Origin of the sequence: Microcoleus sp. S36b_A4 (assembly GCF_036700645.1) — a bacterium.
Lineage (GTDB): Bacteria > Cyanobacteriota > Cyanobacteriia > Cyanobacteriales > Microcoleaceae > Microcoleus.
The window spans coordinates 56,118-78,322 of sequence record NZ_JAUBPI010000003.1 but is presented as its reverse complement, the minus strand read 5'-3'; the positions used below and the strand labels follow the sequence as shown (position 1 = coordinate 78,322).

At 44.7% G+C, this 22,205-nt stretch carries 20 protein-coding genes; 7 read left to right on the top strand and 13 right to left on the bottom strand.

Annotated elements, in window-relative coordinates; all coding sequences use genetic code 11:
* Positions 1–37: 37 nt before the first annotated feature.
* The 4 genes from QUA03_RS02010 to QUA03_RS01995 all read right to left on the bottom strand — a co-directional run bounded on the left by QUA03_RS02010 (position 38) and on the right by QUA03_RS01995 (position 4,307).
* Positions 38–2,134 carry a tetratricopeptide repeat protein gene (locus QUA03_RS02010; RefSeq protein ID WP_333209236.1) on the bottom strand — a complete coding sequence of 699 codons (2,097 nt, stop codon included), beginning with the start codon at positions 2,132–2,134 and terminating at the stop codon, positions 38–40.
* A gap of 19 nt (positions 2,135–2,153) precedes the next feature.
* The gene (locus QUA03_RS02005) at positions 2,154–3,098 is read right to left on the bottom strand and encodes an Rpn family recombination-promoting nuclease/putative transposase (protein WP_333209234.1); all 945 of its coding nucleotides are present in this window, start codon (positions 3,096–3,098) and stop codon (positions 2,154–2,156) included.
* A 60-nt stretch (positions 3,099–3,158) separates the two neighbouring features.
* A complete protein-coding gene (locus tag QUA03_RS02000; protein ID WP_333209232.1) occupies positions 3,159–4,094 on the bottom strand; it encodes an NAD-dependent epimerase/dehydratase family protein in 936 nt (311 codons plus the stop codon).
* 72 nt (positions 4,095–4,166) lie between these two features.
* Complete coding sequence (locus tag QUA03_RS01995) at positions 4,167–4,307, bottom strand: hypothetical protein (protein ID WP_333209230.1); 141 nt, start codon at positions 4,305–4,307, stop codon at positions 4,167–4,169.
* Between the two features lie 11 nt (positions 4,308–4,318).
* Between QUA03_RS01995 and dnaG the strand changes: the two genes are divergently transcribed.
* Positions 4,319–6,337, top strand: coding sequence for a DNA primase (gene dnaG, locus QUA03_RS01990; protein ID WP_333209229.1), 2,019 nt, complete (start codon positions 4,319–4,321; stop codon positions 6,335–6,337).
* A 157-nt stretch (positions 6,338–6,494) separates the two neighbouring features.
* On the opposite strand, the gene QUA03_RS01985 is transcribed toward dnaG, so the two are convergent.
* A complete protein-coding gene (locus QUA03_RS01985; RefSeq protein WP_333042425.1) occupies positions 6,495–7,010 on the bottom strand; it encodes a pentapeptide repeat-containing protein in 516 nt (171 codons plus the stop codon).
* Between the two features lie 14 nt (positions 7,011–7,024).
* Here QUA03_RS01985 and QUA03_RS01980 point away from each other — a divergent pair, with 14 nt between their 5' ends.
* The gene (locus tag QUA03_RS01980; protein ID WP_333209228.1) at positions 7,025–7,654 is read left to right on the top strand and encodes a YraN family protein; all 630 of its coding nucleotides are present in this window, start codon (positions 7,025–7,027) and stop codon (positions 7,652–7,654) included.
* Between the two features lie 198 nt (positions 7,655–7,852).
* On the opposite strand, the gene QUA03_RS01975 is transcribed toward QUA03_RS01980, so the two are convergent.
* Positions 7,853–8,242, bottom strand: coding sequence for a hypothetical protein (locus QUA03_RS01975; RefSeq protein WP_333057186.1), 390 nt, complete (start codon positions 8,240–8,242; stop codon positions 7,853–7,855).
* Positions 8,243–8,399: 157 nt separating this feature from the next.
* On the opposite strand from QUA03_RS01975, the gene queA reads away from it, so the two are divergent.
* A complete protein-coding gene (gene queA / locus QUA03_RS01970) occupies positions 8,400–9,542 on the top strand; it encodes a tRNA preQ1(34) S-adenosylmethionine ribosyltransferase-isomerase QueA (RefSeq protein WP_333209226.1) in 1,143 nt (380 codons plus the stop codon).
* Positions 9,543–9,584: 42 nt separating this feature from the next.
* Here the strand turns inward: queA and rpmF are convergent, their stop codons facing one another.
* Complete coding sequence (rpmF, locus tag QUA03_RS01965; RefSeq protein ID WP_006632406.1) at positions 9,585–9,758, bottom strand: 50S ribosomal protein L32; 174 nt, start codon at positions 9,756–9,758, stop codon at positions 9,585–9,587.
* A 180-nt stretch (positions 9,759–9,938) separates the two neighbouring features.
* Positions 9,939–10,415 carry a TM2 domain-containing protein gene (locus QUA03_RS01960; RefSeq protein WP_333209224.1) on the bottom strand — a complete coding sequence of 159 codons (477 nt, stop codon included), beginning with the start codon at positions 10,413–10,415 and terminating at the stop codon, positions 9,939–9,941.
* A 417-nt stretch (positions 10,416–10,832) separates the two neighbouring features.
* Between QUA03_RS01960 and acsF the strand changes: the two genes are divergently transcribed.
* Positions 10,833–11,909, top strand: a complete 1,077-nt coding sequence (gene acsF / locus QUA03_RS01955; protein WP_333209316.1) for a magnesium-protoporphyrin IX monomethyl ester (oxidative) cyclase — start codon at positions 10,833–10,835, stop codon at positions 11,907–11,909.
* Between the two features lie 142 nt (positions 11,910–12,051).
* On the opposite strand, the gene QUA03_RS01950 is transcribed toward acsF, so the two are convergent.
* Positions 12,052–15,414: a CHAT domain-containing protein gene (locus QUA03_RS01950; RefSeq protein WP_333209222.1), complete on the bottom strand. Its 3,363-nt coding sequence runs from the start codon at positions 15,412–15,414 to the stop codon at positions 12,052–12,054.
* 307 nt (positions 15,415–15,721) lie between these two features.
* Between QUA03_RS01950 and QUA03_RS01945 the strand changes: the two genes are divergently transcribed.
* Entirely contained in the window at positions 15,722–17,236 is a 1,515-nt protein-coding gene (locus QUA03_RS01945) for a phospholipid carrier-dependent glycosyltransferase (protein WP_333209221.1), read from the top strand.
* 149 nt (positions 17,237–17,385) lie between these two features.
* Here the strand turns inward: QUA03_RS01945 and trmB are convergent, their stop codons facing one another.
* The 3 genes from trmB to csaB form a co-directional block, all read right to left on the bottom strand.
* Complete coding sequence (gene trmB / locus QUA03_RS01940) at positions 17,386–18,018, bottom strand: tRNA (guanosine(46)-N7)-methyltransferase TrmB (RefSeq protein WP_333209314.1); 633 nt, start codon at positions 18,016–18,018, stop codon at positions 17,386–17,388.
* Positions 18,019–18,177: 159 nt separating this feature from the next.
* Positions 18,178–18,888, bottom strand: a complete 711-nt coding sequence (locus QUA03_RS01935; RefSeq protein WP_333209219.1) for a Uma2 family endonuclease — start codon at positions 18,886–18,888, stop codon at positions 18,178–18,180.
* A 22-nt stretch (positions 18,889–18,910) separates the two neighbouring features.
* On the bottom strand, positions 18,911–19,948 hold the full coding sequence (csaB, locus tag QUA03_RS01930) for a polysaccharide pyruvyl transferase CsaB (protein WP_333209218.1): 1,038 nt from the start codon (positions 19,946–19,948) through the stop codon (positions 18,911–18,913).
* A gap of 410 nt (positions 19,949–20,358) precedes the next feature.
* Here csaB and QUA03_RS01925 point away from each other — a divergent pair, with 410 nt between their 5' ends.
* Complete coding sequence (locus QUA03_RS01925; protein ID WP_333154630.1) at positions 20,359–20,670, top strand: DUF2499 domain-containing protein; 312 nt, start codon at positions 20,359–20,361, stop codon at positions 20,668–20,670.
* A gap of 16 nt (positions 20,671–20,686) precedes the next feature.
* The gene (locus tag QUA03_RS01920) at positions 20,687–21,106 is read left to right on the top strand and encodes a lysozyme inhibitor LprI family protein (protein ID WP_333209216.1); all 420 of its coding nucleotides are present in this window, start codon (positions 20,687–20,689) and stop codon (positions 21,104–21,106) included.
* A 73-nt stretch (positions 21,107–21,179) separates the two neighbouring features.
* Here the strand turns inward: QUA03_RS01920 and QUA03_RS01915 are convergent, their stop codons facing one another.
* Positions 21,180–22,043, bottom strand: a complete 864-nt coding sequence (locus tag QUA03_RS01915) for a DUF4037 domain-containing protein (RefSeq protein WP_333209214.1) — start codon at positions 22,041–22,043, stop codon at positions 21,180–21,182.
* Positions 22,044–22,205 lie beyond the last annotated feature (162 nt).

Here is a 22,205-nt window from a genome sequence, read left to right as displayed (position 1 = left end):
TTGTCAAACAAAGTCCGCTTAAGGTAACTAATAACAATTATTGTTGTTGTTCGGATTCTAGCGGACTTCTTCCTAGCTGACTTTCTGCCCGCTTTTTTGCTTCGATTGCCGCTCCGTAATCTGGTTTGTAGCGAATTGCTTTGTCATAGGAGGCGATCGCATCTTCGTATCTTTTTACCGCTACAAGTGCATTGCCGTGGCTGTACCAAGCTTCCGAGTAGTCAGGCTTGACATAGACGGCTTCATTGTAAGAGACGATCGCATCTTCGTACCGCTGCAAATTGTACTGAGCATTGCCTCTATTGTACCACGCTTGAAATTCTTTCGGGTTTAAATCTAAGGCTCTGCTGTAACACTGAATTGCTTGTTCGTACTTGCGTAATTCGTGGTATGACCAACCTAAATTGTACCACGCTTGATAATAATCAGGTTTTAATTTAACAGCTTTTTCGTAAGCTTCTACCGCTTCTTCATGCCTCCGCATTTTCAGCAAAGCGATGCCTTTACTGTACCAGCCTTGATAAAAATTGGGCTGAAACCGCACGGCTTTTTCGTAGGCTTCAAAAGCTTCTTGGTTTTTGTTTAATTCGAGGAAAACATTGCCTAAATTGTACCAAGCTTCAGAATTATCGAATTTAATTTCAACTGCTTTTTCATAGGATTCTACGGCTCGATCGTACTGTTTTAATTTTTGATAAGCTTGTCCCCGATTGTACCAAGCACCGTACAAATTGGGCTGAAACTGTACCGCTTTTTCGTAGGAGGCGATCGCTTCTTCGTACCGCTGCGAATCTAACAGACTATCGCCTCTGCCTTCCCAGGCGGAGGCATAGTCGGGCTGGATTTTCAAAGCGTTATCAAAAGATGCGATCGCCTCTTGAGACTGCTGCAATTTATCCAAAGCATAACCGCGTCCCGTCCAAGCTTCTAAGTATTCCGGCTTTAATTCTATGGCTTTATCATAAGCTGACTGCGATTCTTGGTATTTTTTCAATTTGTACAAAGTTTTTGCTTTTTCCTGCCAGACTTCCGCGTACTCTGGTCTGAGATTTATTGCTCGCTCGTAAGCGGCAAGAGCTTCTTCAAATCGGCTTAAATTGTAAAGAGTATTACCTCGGTTGTACAGGTCAGTTGCATTGGCAGAATTAAAAGTGTTTACACCATAAATAGATGCTATAATACTGATGCCAATCAAACTCGCGATCGACAATATTTTTAAATACAGTTTTTTTCGGGATTTTACAGTCTTATTCGCAGCAGCAACCGGAGGCAATACAGGAACTGTACCGCTGAAAGAATTTTTCAATTCTTTAATAGCTTGCAGCGTTTCGCCGGCACTAGAATAACGTTGCCTAAAATCGTACTTTACCATCTTATCTAAAATCTTCGCAAATTCAGGACTGACTGATGTTTTGTCCTGCCAAATAATTTCCTCTGTATCGGGGTTCCTTGGCATTTGGTGAGGATTTATGCCAGTGAGGAACTGAATTGCGATCGCACCTGCGGCATAGATATCGCTGCTGAGTTTGGGGTTGCCGTGAGCTTGTTCGCTGGGCATATAACCGGGAGTACCAATGCTGACACTCAAGCTATTTTTGGGCTGAGACGTGGTGATTTGAGTAGTAATTTCTTTGACGGCGCCGAAGTCAATTAAAACTAATTTTCCGTCTCTATCTCTGCGGAGGATATTGCGGGGATTGACATCGCGGTGAATCACATTTTGCTGGTGTACAAAATCTAAAATTTCCAGAATTTCTTGCAATATACAAATAACTTGATCTTCCTGCATGACTCCCGCATTCCCATGAGAAGCGGCCGTAATTTCTTGACTTAAATCGTGACCTTCTATAAATTCTTGAACTAGATAAAACTCTTGATTCTCTTCAAAAAAAGCAAAAAGTCGGGGAATGCGATCGTGATTTCCCAACTTGTACAAAACTTGTGCTTCCGTATCGAATAAACGTCTAGCTACCTGTAGAGTTTCGGGATCTGTTGCTTGAGGTTTAAGCTGCTTGACGACGCAGAGGTGATTGCCTGGTAGCTGCTTATCTTCAGCTAAGTAAGTTTGAGCAAATCCGCCACCTCCCAAGTGACGGATAATGCTGTAGCGACTGCTGAGTGTGATTCCAAGCATGAGATTTACCTAATATTTCTTAGTCTTTTGGAGAATTAGCTTCTAACCAAGCTGTCAAATCTTCGGCGTTTGAAAAATCTAACAGGGCTTCTGCAAGATTTTCTAATTTGTGGATGGGCAATTTGCTAATTTTGGTTTGACTGTCGGGGTCTAGTTGACCTAAACAGCGACTCAGCAAACGCATAATTAACTTTACTTGTCCTTGTTGCTGGCCTTTTTGTTTTGCTTCTTCTTGCCCTTCTTTTCGACCGTCTTTTAGGGCTTCCTCAACCAAAGTTTGCATATCGTGCACAAAAAACTCTTGCTTCTGTAACGTATCAGATTCCTGAAAATTCAAATTACCCTCCTTAGCAATTTCAAAAGCTCTCTGAATTTGCGGAACTTCACTCATTTGTGCTGGAATTTCTTCTAAAATACCACAATGTTTGAGAAAGTAAATCCACTTATCTTTAATGGTTGTCAGTTGCTCCAATTTCTTATTGAATTTTGGCAATTCCACAAAAATCAACTCAATCTGATTGTAGGGATAATCAAACAGGTGAGTTTTTTCTTTGAAAACAAATCGTGAAGTAACATCTTGACAATTCTCAAACATTTCAAAGTCCGCTATCATCAAAGAAATTATAGGTTGAAATCCCTTGTACAATTCTCCCATCATTAATTGAGTCCCATAAGTCTTTGCACTATTGTACAAAACTAGCTTAGCCAATGTCTGCACGTATAGAACTTGGATTTCAATAATTATAGACGTGCCGTTGTTAAGTTTTGCTAGAATATCTAAGTAGCTATCTTTGGCTCCGAGTATTTGGAGGACAACATAAGGGTCGATGATCTCTAAGCTTTCAATTATGGGTTGCCCTTCATAGAGCATAGCATTCAAAAAACTAATCAGAAGCTCTGTATTTTTGGCCGAACCAAATATTTTATTGAATGCAAATCTAATTTTGGGGTTGATAAATCTCATGTTATTTTTCTCCTTAGACATTGGTATGGTGCGCGCTGCACACCATACTTTAATTCTACTTTAAACGGCTTTCAAAATCTCATCATCGACTGAAAAATCTATCTCGGCTTTGTCCCGTCCCGAAATGAGATAATCATTCTGGAATGAATCTTTTAGCCCCGAAACTAAGTCAAACTCCGGCTTCCAGCTAAGATCGGTGACAGCTTTATTAACTGAAGCGAAAAAGTGCTGCAATCTCATCGGAAAAGCTTTCTTTTTGCCGAAGTCAAATTGTTTCGGATCGTACTGTACAATCTTAATAGCATCAGGGGATTTGCCTGCCGCTTGAATGCAGGCGCGGGCTAAACCGTCAAAGGTGACAAATCGATCGCCCGAAACGTTGTAAATTTGCCCGATCGCCCTAGAGTTGCCCAAAACCGCCGCCATTGCTTTAGCCAAATCCTGACAGTGCCCCAACTGCGTGAAGTGCATTCCGTTACCGGGAATCGGAATCGGTCGATCGCGCACAATGCGATCGAAAAACCAAGCCTCTAAATCGTTATAATTTTGGGGGCCGTAAATGTAAGTCGGACGAATCGAAGTCCAAGGCAAACCGGACTCGGCCAAGTAATTTTCGGTTTCGCATTTACCCAAGTGCCGACTTTTAGGATCGGTAGCGTCCCCTTCGATATGAGGCATTTGATCCGACTTCAAATAAACCCCCGCAGAGCTCATGTAAACAAAGTGCTGCACCCGCCCTTTAAATATTTCAGCTAAAGGCTTTGTATCGCTGAGTTCGCGGCCGTTGTTGTCAAAAACCGCGTCAAACTCGACCGTCGATAACTTTTCTTTCAATTGTTCGACATTTGTGCGATCGCCCTGAATCTGTTTTACGCCCGCAACCGGTACAGGCTTGTTGCCCCGGTTAAACAACACCACTTCATGCCCTTGTGCTGCTAAAATCTTAGTAAGATAAACCCCAATAAACCGAGTACCGCCCATCATTAAAATTCGCATTATTTTCGATGCTCCTTACAGTTAGTGTAAATATCTTACAATAAAGTTATGCCTTACGGAGAAACCTGGTTTTTAAAGAAAACACATATTAACAGCGATCAGCCCTGGTACAAAAAACCGGAACGCTTGAGTTTTTGTGTGCAATTCCTGAAAGTCAGTTTTATAATTTACTAAAGTGCGATCGCTCACAATAAACATAATTTTAATTGGCATAAAATAGCCCTATGCAAGTTCCCCGGCTGCATCCAGAAACAATCGAAGAAGTTAAACAAAGAGCAGACATAGTAGATGTCATTTCCGGTCGCGTCGTGTTGCGAAAACGCGGCAAAGAATTTGTAGGTTTGTGTCCTTTTCACGATGAAAAATCTCCCAGCTTTACCGTCAGTCCCGGCAAACAAATGTATTATTGTTTCGGCTGCGGCGCAGGTGGCAATGCTTTTAAGTTTCTCATGGAATTGGAGAAACGCCCTTTCAGCGAAGTAGTATTAGAATTAGCTAAAAATTATCAAGTCCCGGTCAAAACCGTCGAACCCGAACACCGACAAGAATTGCAGCGGCAAATTTCCCTGCGGGAACAACTCTATGAAATCTCAGCACTAACAGCCAACTTTTACGAACACGCTTTGCGACAAACCCAAGGAGAAGAACCCTTAGCATATCTCAAATCAGAGCGACAGCTCAGCGAAGAAACTATTCAACAATTTCAATTAGGTTATGCACCCCAAGGTTGGGAAGCACTTTACAGTTATTTAGTAGAACAGAAAAACTATCCGGCGCAATTAGTAGAACAAGCTGGATTAATTGTACCCCGAAAAAATGGCGGCAGCGGTTATTACGATCGCTTCCGCAATCGAATTATGATTCCCATTCGCGACACCCAAGGCAGAGTCATCGGTTTCGGCGGCCGAGCTCTCGGCGACGAACAGCCGAAATACCTCAATTCTCCCGAAACAGAACTCTTCGATAAAGGCAAAACTTTATTCGCCTTAGATACAGCAAAAACAGCCATTAGCAAAGCCGATCGCGCAGTGGTTGTAGAGGGGTACTTTGATGCGATCGCACTTCAAGCAGCAGGCATCTCCAACGCCGTCGCTTCCCTCGGCACAGCCTTAAGTTTAAACCAAGTGCGGCAGTTATTGCGGTACACGGACTCCAAACAAATTATCCTCAACTTCGACGCCGACAAAGCAGGAACTCAAGCAGCAGAACGCGCTATTGGAGAAATAGAAAAACTCGCTTATCAAGGAGAAGTCCAACTGCGGGTGCTCAACATTCCCGACGGCAAAGATGCCGACGAATATCTCAAAACATACTCCCCAGAACAATATCGAGAATTGCTGGAAAATGCTCCCTTGTGGCTCGACTGGCAATTGCAACAAATGCTCGTCAATCAAGATTTGAAGCAAGCCGATACTTCCCAGCAAGTCACCAAAAAAATCATTAATTTATTAACCAATATCACTGACGACAATCAGTTAGCACATTACCTGCAAAAATGTGCAGAAATTCTCAGCAAAGGAGATTTTAGACTCACAAAAATGATCGCTGAAAACTTGCTCAATCAAGTAGTTAGCGATTGGGCAAAGCGGCAGAGTCAAGACGAATCATTGACAATGCCCCTGTTAATCAGAAACAAGCTGAAGCCGAACAAACAATATAAAAAGCAACGTGCAAGCAGCGACAACAAAAGCTCAAAATCCAGCTTATCTGCCGTAGCCCGCAGTCTTTTAGAAGAAGCAGAAGCGCAATTATTGCAGATTTATTTGCACTGTCCCGAATACCGCCAAGATGTCAGAGAAGCAATAGAAGCTAGAGACGTACAGTTTAGCCTTTCTCACCACAGATTTTTGTGGCACCAGATTGTGAATGCAGAAATATTGCACAAAATGTCTTTACAAGTAGCGCCTTCTGAGTTAATATTGAAATTGCAAGATAGCTTCATTGAATATCCAAATCAACTCAATCAAATCTCGCATTTATTTCACTTAAATGAGTTCTCAGAAAGAAACGTTTATCGCGCACCTCTAGTCATTAGATCTGCCCTCGCCTGTATCGAGCAAATTATCAGCATGAAGCGCCGCAGGATTGCACTCAATATGTGGGAAAAAGCCAAGGCCGCTAGCAGTGGCGAAGAGGCTATAGAATATCACCAACTATTCTGTGCCGAACAAGAATGGCTCAAGGAATTAGAGAGGCTGCGTCAAGTTAATTTTTACGATTTAACATCCGTACCTTGGGGCTAATACTCTTTTAGATTTTAGATTTTAGATTGGGGATGACTCGTTCGATAGATGTTGGAAGGTTGCCTGCGGTTACATTGTTTTAACTTAGATAAGTAAAAAATTCCTTAGTACAAGCTTGTTTGTACTAAGGACTTTATTCCTTTATTCAACGAGCATTTTAATAGTCGCAAAAAAGAGTTTCGCGAGTATCTCTACCTGTCACTGGATTAGTACCTTTTGCCACTTTACAAAGTTTTTCTATCATATCGTCTCGCAGCAGTGTCTCAGTAAAATCAGCACCGTCAATAATAGCTCCTTCCAGCCTGGTATTGTAAGCGAAAGCACCCTCAAGGATAGCATTAGTTAAATTCGCTTTCATCATGCGAGCCAAATCTAAAGTCGCACCCGTGAAATTAGCGCCTTCTAAATTTGCTTCTTCCATATTGGCTGCAAAAAAGCTGACGCCCCGCAAATCTGCATTAGTAAAATTGCTGTTGCGAAGATTGGCTTTATTAAAGCTGTCGTCAGTCAGAACTTGACCAGTAAAATCAGCGCCTACTAGGATTTCTTTGTCGTGATCCAAAGCGAAAGCAGGTGCGGGATTAATACCGATCGCCCCAGCGGCAATTACTGCTAAAATAACAAAACTCAGCAAGAAAGTATAAATATGTTGGCGAATTCGAGAAATCATCATACAAGTTCAAGCTAATGAGCAGTCGTGACAGTTCAGAATTGAATTCTACCAGAAAGCGCGTCAAGCGTAGCTATCCCGTAGGGAATCGCCCGCTTGCCACCGCTGACTCCAATTCCCCCCAATCCCCAAACTCTAGGGATATCGGCACATTGGGAGAAAACTTAGTGGCCGACTGGTTGCAGCAGCAAGGTTGGGAAATCCTGCACCGGCAGTGGCACTGTCGCTGGGGAGAGATTGATATCATCGCACTCGGAAGAGATGAAGAAAGCGAAATCAACAGAGGTAACGAAAATTCCCCATTCCCCATTCCCCATTCCCCATTCCCCATTCCCCATTCCCAAACATTAGCATTTGTTGAGGTAAAAACTCGCCGTCGAGGAAATTGGGATGCTGGTGGAATGTTGGCTATTAATACCACAAAACAAGCCAAACTTTGGCAAACAGCCGAAATATTTTTAAGCACTCATGCAGATTTAGCCAATAATTATTGTCGTTTTGATGTCGCTTTAGTCAGGTGCGAACCTTTACAACAAAACACTAAGCAAATATTACCACCATTAACTGCAGCGCATTCTCTATCCGCCGTTGCAGGTAACTACCGACTCACCCTGCAAGAATACATTCGCTCGGCTTTTAGCATTTAAAAATATATAATTAAAATTTAGAGGGTAAAATCTCAAACCAATGCCAGTAGGTAATTTTTAATTGTTAACTTGCCTAGGCTGTCGCGCATTTTTCTCTTGAGATTTAACGGAGCTGAAAAAAGCGTTAAATCTTCTCCCGCTTGCCCATTCTCTCCCTCTCCTGTTCTGCCATCACAGTTAATGTATATGCGTAGCAATCTAGGCCAGAGTTTCCGGGCAATATCCCAGACCCTTGACAAACTGCTGGCGAAACGCTTCAATTTCTTTGCGGTCAGGGCAGCCGTGACAAACCACTGCCACCTGGTAGCGGCGCATCACGCTCAGCGGCGACTGTCCCGTTTCCAAACTCCAAAGCGCCATTTGCAAGCGAATTTCAGGATCGTAAGGAATCCCGAGTTCGTTCATAAAAGCCCGAAAATCCCCGTGCATTTCGGGAGTTAAATATTGGCTCATTTTCACCTTTACCACCCATCCGTCAATTTGGTGAATAACAGTGATAAATTGCAAAGGAAGATGATGAGCCGTGCGTAGGTAATCCACGACTCTCAGAGTAAGGCTAGTATTGGCGATGTAGTAGAGGTATTCCATAACGATCCTTATGAGCCTTATGAGCAAAGCTGATGCTATACCTCTATCGTCGCGGACTCTACCCGCCACCACAAGGGGAAAAGCACCCGACTTTGAATGGGGGTTTTTACCCAATTTGTTACCCAGTTGACAGATCGATCGCACAGGAATTCACTCGATGACAGAGATGGACTGGTCTTTGGACGGCTACGACTACGAACTCCCGCCCTCGCGCATTGCCCAAAATCCCGTAGTGCCGAGGGACAGTTCTCGCTTGCTGGCTGTAGATTCTCCCAGCAGCCACCAACACCGGATTTTCAGGGATTTACCCGATTTGCTGCAACCGGGCGACTTGCTGGTACTCAACAACACCCGCGTGCTGCCAGCGAGACTCTACGGGCACAAACCCAACGGCCCGGCTGTGGAGATATTGTTGATGGAAGAACGGCAGCACAACTGTTGGCTGGCTTTGGTTAAACCGGGGAAACGCTTAAAGTTGGGAGCAAAAATTGAGTTTGATCCCATCGCCCCTGCCTGTGAGGACTCGACCACAGCTCCTTGCTGCTGCCTTCCCGATGCCACGATGCCCCCCCATCGTCGTCGATTGACTGCAACAGTTATAGAGAGGGACGACGCAACAGGGGGACGGCTGCTGGAGTTTGACATCCCCACTGATGAGAATCTGGTGAAGTTTTTGGACGAATACGGCCACGTACCCCTGCCACCCTACATCGAAAATTCCCAAGCTTCAGCGGAACAGTACCAGACTGTTTATGCCGATCGGCTTGGGGCGGTGGCGGCCCCCACAGCAGGCCTGCACTTCACCGAAGAATTGTTCAGCCGCTTGGAACAGCGGGGAATCGAAAAAACTTTTGTCACCTTACACGTCGGAGTAGGGACGTTTCGCCCGGTGGAGGTAGCAGACGTGACGGCTCACAAAATGCACGGCGAATGGGTGGAAGTACCCCCCGGCACCGTTGAGAAAATCCGGGAAACTAAAGCCAGAGGCGGGCGGATCATTGCCGTGGGTACAACAGCAGTGCGAGCTTTAGAGGGAGCCGCAGCCGCGAGTGGCGATTTTTCCTTGCAACCTTTTTGTGGCCCGACCCATTTGTTTATCTACCCTGGTTACAAGTGGCGGGTTGTAGAGGGGATGATTACCAATTTTCACTTGCCCCGCTCTACTTTGATGATGATGATAAGTGCGATGATTGGAAGGCTTCGGCTGTTGGATTTGTACCGAGAAGCGATCGAGCATCAGTACCGCTTTTATTCCTTTGGCGATGCCATGCTGATTTTACCAGCAGCAAAAAAGGATTGATCGATCGGGCATCGGGTTCGCCCCATGCCCGGTATTCCGTTTCTATTCTTCCTCCTCTTCTTCATTGCCGGGATACACGAAGCTGTTGGAACGTCCAGTTAGAACAGATTTGCCCAGAGACAGAGCTTTCTGAGCTGCCACTACAGCTTTGCGCTTCCATGTGGCCTTACGCATATTCTTCTTGGATTTGGAGGTTTTCTTCTTAGGGACTGCCATGACGCTAAATACTTTTTGCTTGCTTATATAGACAAACAAACATTCTAGCCGATTTTGTCGGCAATGCTTACTCGAAAAACCCCAATAACTGCTCGGTAAGCAATATCAAGTAGTAGGGTGCGTCAGCGATTAGCTTCTGGAAAAATAGACCAAATCCCATAGGTAACGCACCCGCAGCAGCTAAAGTTCGTGAAAGTGGTAGATCACAACGCCAGTTACGGCATCGTTCTCGATACTCACATAACCCGTTTTGAGCATTGCCGTGAAAGCCTCTTCCACTTCGGCAAAAGTAGCGCCGGTTGCCATCACCCCTTGGGTAACAGATAATCTTCCGTTCTTGGTATAAGCTGCCTTCAGGAGTTTAACCCCTAACTGGTCTGGAGTTGGCTTGGGGTATGTCGCGGCGATCGCCCCGCTGACTGGATATAGCGGTATACCTTCGCGAGATACGCCGAGTTTGCCCCTGAGACTGGCATTGCGTTCGTCCACCATGTTCGGCAGCAGCAGCAAGTCAAACAATTGCCCAAACCCAAACAAACCAAAGGTAAACAGCCACAGCAAACCCGTACCAATCTTGCCGTTGTAGAGGCGGTGGAGTCCGAATGGGCCGAAAAAACAAGCTGCCCATAAAAGGTAACTAACACCTAAATTGCTCATTTTCTGACCGTCCTGCCTGATAATTCTAAGAATTGGAGTCCCTGTATACATTTTGTACTTTCTATCTGGTCTTTGAACAGTTTGACACCAGCAGATATTTGTGCATAGTCCGAAGTTATTGTTTATTTACTACCAATTCCCCATGCCCTATGCCCCATGCCCCATGCCCCATGCCCCATGCCCCATGCCCCATGAGTAATTTTGCGTAGCAATTCTTAACGCCCGCAACATATTTGCGCGGGCGAGAGCTTGGTAAACTGGAGGGCGTGGAAATTACAGCAGCTTAGACCTGGATTCCACACGGAGCGCCAAACCAAGCGCGCCGCCAGCGCTGGCCGGAAATACACGAGCGCGATCGCCCGCAGTACCCGACAATGGAAACAAGCGAGTAGTTATAAGCAGAAATCCAATAAAAATATGGTAGATTCCCTCAAAAAACCCACTTTTGAAGAACTGCGGCCGGGAGTGAAAGCCCCAGCCAAAGAAACTATTCTCACGCCGAGATTTTACACAACAGATTTTGACGAGATGGCCAAAATGGACATCTCGGTAAATGAAGCCGAACTAGAAGCAATTATCCAAGAGTTCCGCGTTGACTACAACAAAAACCACTTCGTGCGGGATGAGGAGTTCGCTCAATCTTGGGATCACATTGACGGCGAAAAACGCCAGTTGTTCATTGAGTTTCTAGAACGTTCATGCACCGCTGAGTTTTCTGGGTTCTTGCTTTACAAAGAATTGGGACGCAGGCTCAAAGACAAAAATCCAGTGCTCGCCGAGGGTTTCAACCTGATGTCGCGCGACGAAGCGCGGCACGCCGGATTCCTCAACAAAGCGCTGTCCGACTTTAATTTGTCCCTGGATTTAGGTTTCTTGACAAAGAGCCGCAGTTACACATTCTTTAAGCCGAAGTTTATTTTCTACGCGACTTACTTGTCTGAAAAGATCGGTTATTGGCGCTACATCACGATTTATCAGCACTTAAAAGCCCATCCTGAAGACCAGATTTATCCGATTTTCCGATTCTTTGAAAATTGGTGCCAGGATGAAAACCGCCACGGAGATTTCTTCGATGCCGTGATGAGAGCTCAGCCTCAGATGTTGAACGATTGGCGCGCTAAGCTTTGGTGCCGTTTCTTCTTGCTGTCAGTGTTCGCGACAATGTATCTCAATGATATCCAGCGCGCGGGTTTTTATCGATCGCTCGGTCTCGATGCTCGCGAATACGACATCGAAGTGATTAAAAAGACCAACGAAACAGCAGGCCGCGTATTCCCCGTCATGCTGGACGTGAACAATCCAGAATTTTATGAACGGCTGGATGTTTGCCTCAAGAACAATCAGAAGTTGACTGCAATTGTTGCTTCTAATACTCCGAAATTCTTGCAATTCTTCCAAAAATTGCCTTTGTATCTGTCGAACGGCTGGCAATTAGTGAAGCTGTACTTCATGAAAACAATTGAATCACCTTCAGTACAGGGCGCTGTGCGTTAAGTTTTGATTTTTCATCCTCTGTGACGGCGGTTCTGCGACAAGCAGAACCGCTTTTTTTTGGTATCCAGATTCACCGCAAAAAGTTCTCGCCCGACTTACAGTCGCCCGGAATTGGAATTAATGCTGGTTTCTTTCATAAAATTTATCGCCATTCCCCCTGAAGGTTAAAAGCCGCCCAATAATAAGGAGAACGCCACTTTTCCTGCTTCCACATTTCGAGTTGCGCCGCCCTTAAAGCAGCCGCTGGCGTTAACCCTTTTTGCAGCATTCCCTGATAGAAACTCGACATTAAGTTAGCCGTTCCTTCATCATCCACATTCCATAAACTCACCACAACTCGCTTCGCCCCTGCATACATAAATCCCCGCGTTAATCCTACCATGCCCTCGCCTTGGATGTTCTGCCCTAATCCGGTTTGACAGGCACTTAACACTACTAAATCGGCTGCTAACTTCAGATTGAAAATATCAGTAAGTCGCAGGAATCCGTTTAAAGGGTTGCCCTTTTCATCTATCAGCGACAAGATGATTCCTGATAGTTCCGGGTTAGTGCTATTCGCTAAACCGTGAGTGGCAAAATGAATGATTTTATATTGGCTTAAGTTCTGACTGGTTGCTGCGGCGCGGCTGGCTGCAAAATCCAAAGATGCGGTGCGAGAATTGGCCGGAACTAACGCTTGAATGATTTGAGCTTCTTGGCGTGTAAATTTTAAACGGCTCAACTGTATGTTATTGGCGCGGCTAGAGCGGCTTAAACCGAGATTTACTGATTCTATTGCTTGGGGATTGGCGCTATTAGACTGGGTTCTGACTCGTTCATCGTCACCGCTAAAAACTGGATCGGCGAGCATTGCTAAAGTCCGAGTTGGGGGTTGTCTGTCATTGTAGTTTTGTCTTAAGATTCCCAAGGTGGAGGCGGAAGGCAGCAGCACGATTTCATGGTCTACAATTAAAGGCGGATTCGGATTTTTACCGGGTGTTTCGGGGAGCGAAAGGGCGGAAAAGGGGAGGTAATTGAGAATGCCATCGCCAACAATCAGCAGGCGCTTTTGACCGAGTTGTGCTGCTACGGGCTGTAAAATAATTTGACTAAGCGTGTTGTTAGCTTCAGCAACTCGAGCGGGAATGTTTCGGTAGAGCGGGCTAGTCACAGCATTGCGGAAATTGCGGGCGGCTTTTTCGATGTCAACCTGTTTGGGCAATTCATAACTGGTGATACTGGTTTTAGTCACAGCCCAGAGATAGCTACGATTTTTCCCTAAAGAATACTGGAGTAAAATGGTATTGTCATCGAGGATTTGTTGTTGAATCTGTGCCAGCGTTAGAGGTTGCGGTTGGGTGAGGGTGGCGTACCGGGGACTGGTGGAGCGGATTTGGGCTTGAATGTCCTGATATTGTCCTAGTAAAGTTTGCCGTTTTTGGTCTAATTCTGCTTTTTCTGCGGGGGTATGATTGGGGCGGCTTATAGTTTCGATCCGCCGTGTTTCTAAGGCATCGAGTTGCTGTTGTAAATTGCGTTCTTGCTGCAATAATTCCGGGGCGACACCTTGGCGAATATCGGCGTTTGCTTCTTGAAGAAGTTCTAGGAGGCTGCGGGCGCGGGAACTTTCGCTGGCTTCTAAGGCTTTGCGATCGTAACCAGAGTTGGGATTGGCTTTGTGCAGTTCCATTAACAGGTCAATGTATAACTGGTAATAGTGTTGTACGGTGGCAAAGTATGAGATGCGGAGCTCGTGGTTGGTAATTTTTGTGCGGAGGTTTTCGATGATTTTGATGGAGGTTTCAATGTCAGTGATGGCTGCGATTAAATTGCCTCGATCGCCTTTGAGAATAGCCCTATTGTAGAGGGTGAGGGCTTCCCCAGGACGATCGCCCACAGTGCGAAACAGCGGCAGGGCTTGGTTGAAATATTCTTCTGCTTTCTCCAGTTTTCCCAATTCTGAGTAAGTATTACCTACATTGTTGAGGCTGTTGGCTTCTCCACGCCTATCGCCCGCTTTTTGTCTCAAATCTAGGGCTTGTTTGTAGTAGTCGAGGGCTGTTTGTTTTTCTCCCAAATCTGAATAGACTAAGCCAATATTGTTGAGGATAGTGGCTTCCTTAGTCCGATCGCCCATAGCGCGGAATAAGGTAAGGGCTTGGTTAAAATACTCTTTTGCTTTCTGTTTTTCTCCAAAATCTTTGTAGGCTAAGCCGATGTTGTTGAGTGTGGTGGCTTCCGCAGTGCGATTGACCGAAGATCTATCGCTGTTTGCGGGTAGGTTCGAGATGTTGCTGAGGTTGATACTTGCTTCAGGGCGATCGCCCATTTCCCGAATTAGGGAAAGGACTTGGTTATAGTAGTCGATGGCTTGCTGTTTCTCTCCCAAAGCATAGTAGACGGCGCCGATATTGTTGAGGATGACGGCTTGTTTAGGGCGATCGGCTAAAGTCTGATTCCAAGAAAGGGCTTGCTTGTAGTAGTTCAATGCTTGCTGTCTGTCTCCTAATCTATTAGTAATGAAGCCCATTTGATGCAGCGTGTAAGCTTCCTTCTCCCAATTTCTAAGCATTCGATAAAGCGAACGCGCTGCATCAAATTTTTGCAATGCCTCCTGGTAAGATGCTGCTGTTTCCTGAGCCAATAGTCGCTTAGCTTCCTGAAGCAATCGCTCGGCTTCATCTGTTTTTTGATTTAATCGTTGTTTGTTTTTCTCAATTAATCGATCGGCTTCCCCATCCGGGATTTGATTTCTACTGAGATCGAGGGTTGTCAAATATACCAATCCCGCTAAAGGTTTGGCATCTGCGATTTGATTTCTACTGAGGTCTAAGGCGGTCAGATTTGTCAATCCAGCTAAAGGTTTGACATCTGCGATTTGATTGGATTCGAGGAAAAGCAGTATCAGATTGGCCAATCCCGATAAGGGTTTCACATCTGCGATTTTATTGCCACTCAAATAAAGAAAATTCAACTCCGTCATTGTCGATAAAGGTGTCACATCTACAATTTGATTAGATGCGAGGGACAGCCCTGTTAGATTAGTCAACCCAGCTAAAGGTTTTACATCTACGATTTGATTGGCTTCGAGGAAAAGCTCTGTCAAATTAGTCAGTCCCGATAATGGTTTCACGTCTGAGATTTGATTAAAATTGAGGACGAGAAATTTTAGATTAGTCAGTCCCGATAATGGTTGCACATCTGCTATTTGATTTAAACTGAGGTTGAGCTTTCTCAGATTGGTGAATTTTGATAAGGGTTTGATATCGACTATTTGATTGCGAATCAGGGAAAGTTCTGTGAGATTAGTCAGGGTTTTTTGAGCGTGATCGCACTCTTGTGTTTTTGCTTTTGATAGCAACACCTCCACCGTATGTCTGGTTTCAGGGGGCAAATTCTCTTTGTTTGTACAAAAATCAGCAAAGCTTTCAAATGTTTGGGGATTTGGCGCGGCAGCAGATCCCATCAGGATAGTCGCACCTACAGCTAACCCCCAAGGCCCCCAAATCGAAAGTATGGGATTCATAAGCACTCGCTCACAAAAGACATGATAGCTGCTATCATAATCTATCGCACCTTGTGATGCACCCTTTTCCTTCCTGCTTGCCAATTAGATCGGGAGCATTTGATGAAACAATAGTCGCTACTCCTTCTCGCTGCACTCTCCAAGCATTATTAGAAACCGGGTTTAAGAAACCGGGTATTTCAAAAAAACCCGGTTTCTCCTCAAAAATTCTGTTTCGGCGCAAGTCCTATTTTACGTTACTCTATACTCAGGAATTTTAAATTAGCGATCGCCCTCAAATTTAGTATCTATTATTTGCTGCTGTTTTATGAAAATCAAGAAAAAACAATTTAACAAATCGAATGTTATTTTCTCCCTAGCAATGCTCGGCATCTTTCTATTTTCCTTAACTCTCCGCTTTTGGGAACTAGAGCGATTTAACACTTTAGTATTTGACGAGGTTTATTACGCTAAATTTGCCAACAATTATCTCACAAAAACTCCTTTTTTCAACGCTCACCCGCCTCTGAGCCAGTACATAATTGCGATCGGCATTTGGATCGGCACTCACCTTCCCTTCGGCAAAACAGCCGTCAACAGTATGGCTGGTTCCCTGCTTTCTCCTTGGGATTACCGCTGGCTGAATGCTCTTACAGGTTCCTTTATTCCGCTAGTTGTGGGAGCCCTGGCTTATCAGCTAGTTCCGCGCCGCACCTTTGCTTTTATTGCTGCTTTATTGATCGCTTGCGACGGTCTGTTTTTAGTTGAGTCTCGCTACGCGCTGAACAACATTTATCTGGTTTTATTTGGAATTTTAGGTCAGTTATTTATTTTAAAATCCGTAGAAGCCGAAGGCAAAAAGCGCTGGCTTTGGCTGGTACTCGCCGGAATAGGTTTCGGCGCATCTGCGGCTATCAAATGGAACGGATTATGGTTTCTTTTCGGTACTTATCTAATTTTAATCTGTGCTTGGGTCGTTCGTTTTATCCAGGGTAACAGAGGAAATGAAGAACAAAGCCGCGAGGTAGATTCACCTCTAATTCCTGCCGAAAGTCCAGTACAAAAACTGACTAAACTCAATTTTATAGAACTCTGCTTGAGTCTAGCTATTATTCCTATTCTAGTTTACAGCATCTCTTGGATTCCTCACCTGCACTTTAATCCAACTCCCAATTTCTGGCAGATGCAAACGGAAATCTTGACTTATCACCAGCGGATTAAAAGTGGCCCAGATGTGCATCCTTACTGTTCCGCGTGGTACGGCTGGCCGTTGATGCTGCGCCCGATAGTTTACTTCTTCAAAAAAGCTAGCAACAATGCACAATCAGATCCGGTTTTGCCGCCTTTACCTGAAGGTGCAACTGAGGTAATTTTTGACGTTCATGCAATGGGAAATCCCTTCCTTTGGTGGCTGTCAACCTTAGCTTTACTGCTAGTAATAGGAGTTTTAGTTCACCGAATTTTGGTGTGGCTGCAAACGCGCAACGAGGCTTCTGTTGAAAGGATAGAACAGCAGCAGCCGATTTTGTTTCCGCCGACTGCTGAAATGTGGCTGGCGTTATATTTAATAGTTAATTGGGCCGCTAATTTGCTGCCTTGGGTGAAGGTGACTCGCTGCATATTTTTATACCATTATATGGGCTGTTCTGTGTTTTCAGGCTTAGCACTTGCTTGGTGGGTTGACAGGTGGCTGCACAGCCCTCAAACTAGACTCCGAGGGATGGGGGTAACAATTATTTTTCTGGTTTTGGGTGCTTTTATTTTCTGGATGCCTATCTATTTGGGACTGCCTTTGTCGAAGTGGGAATTCAATATTCGGATGTGGCTGCCGTCTTGGGTTTAAGTTAGAAATAATTCTTTTATGAACGGGCTCTCCGGCCCGTTCCACAAAAAAATTAAGTTTTGTGGAACAGGCATCTTGCCTGTTCCTAACCAAGGTGCAAGATGTAAGTTATAACATTTATGACAAAGGTGAGTTTGCGAAAGCAAGCATTATTTTTGATAGAGTGCTCGATAAACTGGTTCACCCCGTTTCAGAGTAGCAATTTCTCTTTCTGTAGCCACAGGCAGGGGATTTTCTGCTAACCATTCGCCGCCATTTTGACGTTTAAAAATCGGGTGAGATGAAAAGCGATCGCACATTTCTCTTTCTACTTCTTCAATATCTGACTGGATAAAAACTTCCCCACCAATTGCCAGATAATTTGCCAATTCATTGACTAATTCCTGCTGCACCACCCGCCGTTTGTGGTGCTTTTTCTTGAACCACGGATCTGGAAATTGAATGCTAACTCGCTGCAAAGTGCCTGCGGGTAAAGTTTCTAAAATTGGCTTCAGGGAACTATTCGCATTGCAAAACAAATAGTGCAAATTTGTCAAGCCTTTTTCGTCCCGCCAAAGATTCGCTTCTTCTACCAGAGGTTCGCGAATTTCTAATCCGAGAAAGTTCCAGTCTGTTTGGATTTGCGCCATGTGCCACAAAAACCGTCCTCTGCCGCAGCCAATATCTAAATGCAGCGGTAAATTTAAGTCGGCATAGATTTTAGTCCAATCCGGGGGACTTGCAGATGCTTGATATCTAATTGATAGGGGATTGACGTGTTCCCGCACTCTTACTCTTGCCAATTTTGCTGTCTCCTGAATGTAATTTTGAACCGCTGATGAAGGCAGATGAACGTGGATTAACGCAGATAAATATTGATTTTTTCGAGGTTGTCTAATACTTTTTAAGGAATTAGAAATGAAAAATCGTAAGTCTGCCATTTTTCATTTCTAATTATTGCATTAGGCTTCTGGTTCAATGCCTGCTGCTCTTAATTGGGCAGCTAGTCGATCGGCCCGCTGCCGTTCCCTATCTACCATTTCTGCTCCCCACAATAACATCTCTCCCCTCTCATCCCACCACCGCAACCAATATCCTGTTCTTTCGGCTTTTGTTCCCTGCCAAACCCCCAGAAATAACCCAACTCCTGCGATCCAATAACGGCCGTTTAAATCTGGTGGTTGTACTTCATATTTTCCTGATGAATCCAACTGGTAGACTTCTAAAACTCCAGCGGATGGCTCAAAAAGTGCATAGATTGGAACTCGCAATACTTGTTCGTAAAAAAACCATTGTCCCGGCGGATAAGTTTGTTTACTAGAATATTCATCGTTGGGACTAGCTGATAAAAATTCCATTACGATCGCCGGGACTTCCCCTTCTAAGTTGGGAGTGTAACTGCGGCGAATTTCTTGACTAGAAAGCGGCTGGACGTTGCGGGCATAAAACCAATCTGGAGCTTTGATAACTAGCTTGCCGTTTAATGTAGCGCAAATTCCCATGTTTGGGGCAACTAATATTCCTGTTAAAATTAGCCCTGCGATTTCTAGGATTTCCCGCAAGGCAGCGGCTAGCAAGGGTTGGTCGATATTTTCCACTGGTTCCTCGTCTAAAATGAAGTCGTCTGGCAATTTTTCCCAGGTAATTTTTAAGTCTGCTGTACTGACTGTCATTGTATTTCACCTCTCAATGAGATTACTGGAGCGCGGTTCGCAATACTTCGCGATGAAAAAGCGATCGCTCTACTATAAATTTTATCCTGTCTGACGATAAGGCGTCGCCGTTAGCATAGTGTTCGATCCAGGTTTTGCTGATTAAATAAGGATCGTCTGGCAATTCTGATAATAAGTATCCCGGCATTTCTAGCTCTTCCATTAACTGGCTGACTTTCGGATCGTAGCTGAGGGCAAAACAGCGGCATTCTTCCGATGCTGCCATAATTAAACTGTGGTAGCGCATCCCGATCGCCATTTCGACTCCCCGGAACACTCCTTTCAATTTTCTCGGATCGTCTAAACTGAGGATGCGACTCCTTTTGGGCAGGGCTTCGTGCAAATGTTGGGCAATTTCTAAGTCGTGAGACGCTTGAAAAGGCAGCAGCAAAATTAAGGTGCGAGTTGCTTTTTGAAAGTCAACTAAAGCTTGAGTTAAGATTGATAAACGGGCGGTAGTTAGTGTAGGATGAGAACGCAAACAAACAGCTACTCTGGGCGCAGGTAAATCCCACAAACCCGACACGGGCGAGTTCTCCAAAGCCCACACCGGATCGGGCGCTAAAGTAAAGGGAATTTTCCAATCTGCAAGTAAAGTAGCTGAACCTTTATCCCGCACGCTGACGCCGGTGCATCCCGCAAAACAGCGCTGAGATAACTTGCGAGTCATTTCGCGCTTCAAAGGCCCAATTCCCTGGGCCCAGGCAACAGTTTTTAAGCCCATCTGCTGCGCTAATCCCATCAAACCACCATAATAGAAAGGACTCACAATGCTAGTAGCGTCTTGGATTAAACTACCGCCGCCCCAGATTAGGGCGTCGGAGGTGCGGAGTGCTTCGAGAACTTGAAAGGCATTCATGCGATCGCGCGCAGCTACCCCGTACCGCTGATTTGTCTCAACAGGATTGCCAGACAGGACGATCGGCGTCACGCCATCTGGTAACATTTGCAGTAGCGATGCCAACAGCGCCTCGTCGCCGCCGTTGCCTTTACCGTAATAGCCGCACAAAATTGCTCGCATTTCTACTCTTTTGTTTGTTTGTGATGGAGAATCTAACTATTTTAGATTTTAGATTTTGGATTTTAGATTTTTTTGAGATTTGAAATTTGATAATACTACTACCAAAAAAAACGCTACTGTCAGTAAGCTTCAAGGCTTTACGTCATCAGTCAGCTCAAATCGCAAATCTAATAAAATCTCGAATCGCTAATCTAAAATTGTATGACCAGCCCAAAAACAGGTACAAGCCCCGACTTAAGTCGTGGATGCTCCTAAAATTTTAGACCAAAGCTCAAGCTCCAAGATTCATCTGTGGAGTAAATCTAAAATCTAAAATCTAAAATCTAAAATCGACTGACTCATCATACTTTATATGACCGTTGCGTAAGTCCCGATCGATAAATCTTTCATCTTCGTTCACAATACAAAAAATGCACGCTTTGTCAATTCCCACCTGGATTATTCACGTCTCTAGCGTCGTCGAGTGGATTGCCGCCATCTGGTTAATTTGGACTTACGGCGAAGTCACTCAAAACCGAGCTTGGTGGGCCCTTTCCGCCGGAATGCTGCCCGCTCTCGTCAGCGCTATGTGTGCCTGTACATGGCACTATTTTGACAACTCCCCAGCCCTAGAATGGATAGTTACCCTGCAAGCGGCGATGACTCTCTTCGGCAATTTTACTTTGTGGGCGGCGGCTTGGTGGATTTGGCGATCGGCTCAACCCGAAAAAATTAAAGATTGAAAAAGAGGTAAATATTTTGAAAAAAATCACTATTTGGGTCAAATTAGCCACGAGTTCGCTGTTGTTAACAGCCGGATTTTTGCTTCCTAGCAAAGCCAGCAACACTTCCTTGCAACTCGCTCAACAGCCCAACTGCAAAAGTCCTCAAACTACACAGGAGCAGAATGCGTGTTCCAGTCAGGAGTTTCAGGCAGCCGACAGGAAACTCAATCAAGTATATCAGCAACTTCAGCCGAAACTCAACAGCAAACAAAAGCAAAGATTGATAGTAGCACAGCGTAGTTGGCTCAAGTTTAGAGATGAATCTTGCAATTATGAAATGGGGCAGTTTGAAGGCGGTTCTTTGGCTGCTTCTACCTACGGTTATTGCAGGGCAAGAGTGACGCAAGAACGGATTAAAGATTTGGAGCGTTATTTGCAACAAGCAAATTTGTAAAAGTTCGATCGCTATTTAGGGAGGTGCACACTGCTAACCCTAGGATATGGCACTCTGTTTTTTTTGCACTTACCTAGTTAGCGAGAGAATTAGTAGCAATTAAACCTGCCTCAATCAACAAGTGATCGAGACTGTCAACCAGTCCATCAAGACAATGTAAAATTTGGCGATCGCCTGCAGGTAACGAAATAGAATTAGTTAGACTGTGAATTTGGCTTTCCAAATCTTCCGGCAATTTTGAACACAAAGCTGTTGCCCTTTCTACCAGACGCTTTTCGCCCGGATGAGGGATAGAATTAACAGCAAAAATAATATCAAAATAACTGCCTAAAAAAGCGGCTGTTCGGTGGATAATACTTACTGAATCGCGGCGCAAAACAGCGGATTCTAGCTGGTGGCGAAATGAAAAAATCTGGTGGCGCAAAATCGGATAATTTTTGGCAATTATGGCTTGACGGAGTTGTTCTGGATAAGGTCGATCGACATTGGCTTGAAATTGCTGAAACCAACCGTCTCTGTCATACAATGATACTGAGGTGAGAATGTTCCACCAAAAACAGGTTGAATAACCTACTGATGCTTGATATTTTACCAGGATGCGATCGAGTTCTTCTTCGATCCATTCGGGCCTGCGGTACATAATATCTATACCGCAGCCAGTGTTAATATCTATCCACTCGTCTCCGGGTTCCCAAAATTGATTGTTGATTGAAATGCGATCGGAAAATTGTCTCGCTATCGCCTCCCGTATGTCAACAGGAATTTCCTCTTTAACATATACGTAAAAATCAAAATCCGATGACTCATCCGTAACGAGAGTTGTTCGAGAACCTGCTAAAACGACGGCTACAACTTGAGGCAAACTGCTAAACTGCTCCCCAATAGTTTGAGCCAGTGGGGGAATTTGTTCGAGAGCTAGTTGATAATTGTGCAGCATTTAATTACCTTGTTTTGCACTTAAAAAATCACAGCAAATGCTTAACTCTAGCGATCAAGATTTTAACGCATAACTTTGAACTCCTAACTCAACAATTGATAATTGTTAACAAATACGGCGGAGGCGAACTGATGCGCTGCGGTCTCGTATCCCCTACCAAAA

Bases quoted from the DNA above. Each gene is read 5' to 3' on its own strand.
- QUA03_RS02005 (WP_333209234.1), bottom strand. From the start codon at position 3,098: ATGAGATTTATCAACCCCAAAATTAGATTTGCATTCAATAAAATATTT.
- csaB (WP_333209218.1), bottom strand. From the start codon at position 19,948: ATGCGAGCAATTTTGTGCGGCTATTACGGTAAAGGCAACGGCGGCGAC.
- QUA03_RS01960 (WP_333209224.1), bottom strand. From the start codon at position 10,415: ATGAGCAATTTAGGTGTTAGTTACCTTTTATGGGCAGCTTGTTTTTTC.
- QUA03_RS01945 (WP_333209221.1), top strand. From the start codon at position 15,722: ATGAAAATCAAGAAAAAACAATTTAACAAATCGAATGTTATTTTCTCC.
- QUA03_RS01925 (WP_333154630.1), top strand. From the start codon at position 20,359: ATGCACGCTTTGTCAATTCCCACCTGGATTATTCACGTCTCTAGCGTC.
- QUA03_RS02010 (WP_333209236.1), bottom strand. From the start codon at position 2,134: ATGCTTGGAATCACACTCAGCAGTCGCTACAGCATTATCCGTCACTTG.
- QUA03_RS01980 (WP_333209228.1), top strand. From the start codon at position 7,025: ATGAGCAGTCGTGACAGTTCAGAATTGAATTCTACCAGAAAGCGCGTC.
- QUA03_RS01995 (WP_333209230.1), bottom strand. From the start codon at position 4,307: ATGCCAATTAAAATTATGTTTATTGTGAGCGATCGCACTTTAGTAAAT.
- dnaG (WP_333209229.1), top strand. From the start codon at position 4,319: ATGCAAGTTCCCCGGCTGCATCCAGAAACAATCGAAGAAGTTAAACAA.
- QUA03_RS01915 (WP_333209214.1), bottom strand. From the start codon at position 22,043: ATGCTGCACAATTATCAACTAGCTCTCGAACAAATTCCCCCACTGGCT.
- acsF (WP_333209316.1), top strand. From the start codon at position 10,833: ATGGTAGATTCCCTCAAAAAACCCACTTTTGAAGAACTGCGGCCGGGA.
- QUA03_RS02000 (WP_333209232.1), bottom strand. From the start codon at position 4,094: ATGCGAATTTTAATGATGGGCGGTACTCGGTTTATTGGGGTTTATCTT.
- QUA03_RS01935 (WP_333209219.1), bottom strand. From the start codon at position 18,888: ATGACAGTCAGTACAGCAGACTTAAAAATTACCTGGGAAAAATTGCCA.
- QUA03_RS01975 (WP_333057186.1), bottom strand. From the start codon at position 8,242: ATGGAATACCTCTACTACATCGCCAATACTAGCCTTACTCTGAGAGTC.
- queA (WP_333209226.1), top strand. From the start codon at position 8,400: ATGACAGAGATGGACTGGTCTTTGGACGGCTACGACTACGAACTCCCG.
- QUA03_RS01950 (WP_333209222.1), bottom strand. From the start codon at position 15,414: ATGAATCCCATACTTTCGATTTGGGGGCCTTGGGGGTTAGCTGTAGGT.
- QUA03_RS01985 (WP_333042425.1), bottom strand. From the start codon at position 7,010: ATGATGATTTCTCGAATTCGCCAACATATTTATACTTTCTTGCTGAGT.
- rpmF (WP_006632406.1), bottom strand. From the start codon at position 9,758: ATGGCAGTCCCTAAGAAGAAAACCTCCAAATCCAAGAAGAATATGCGT.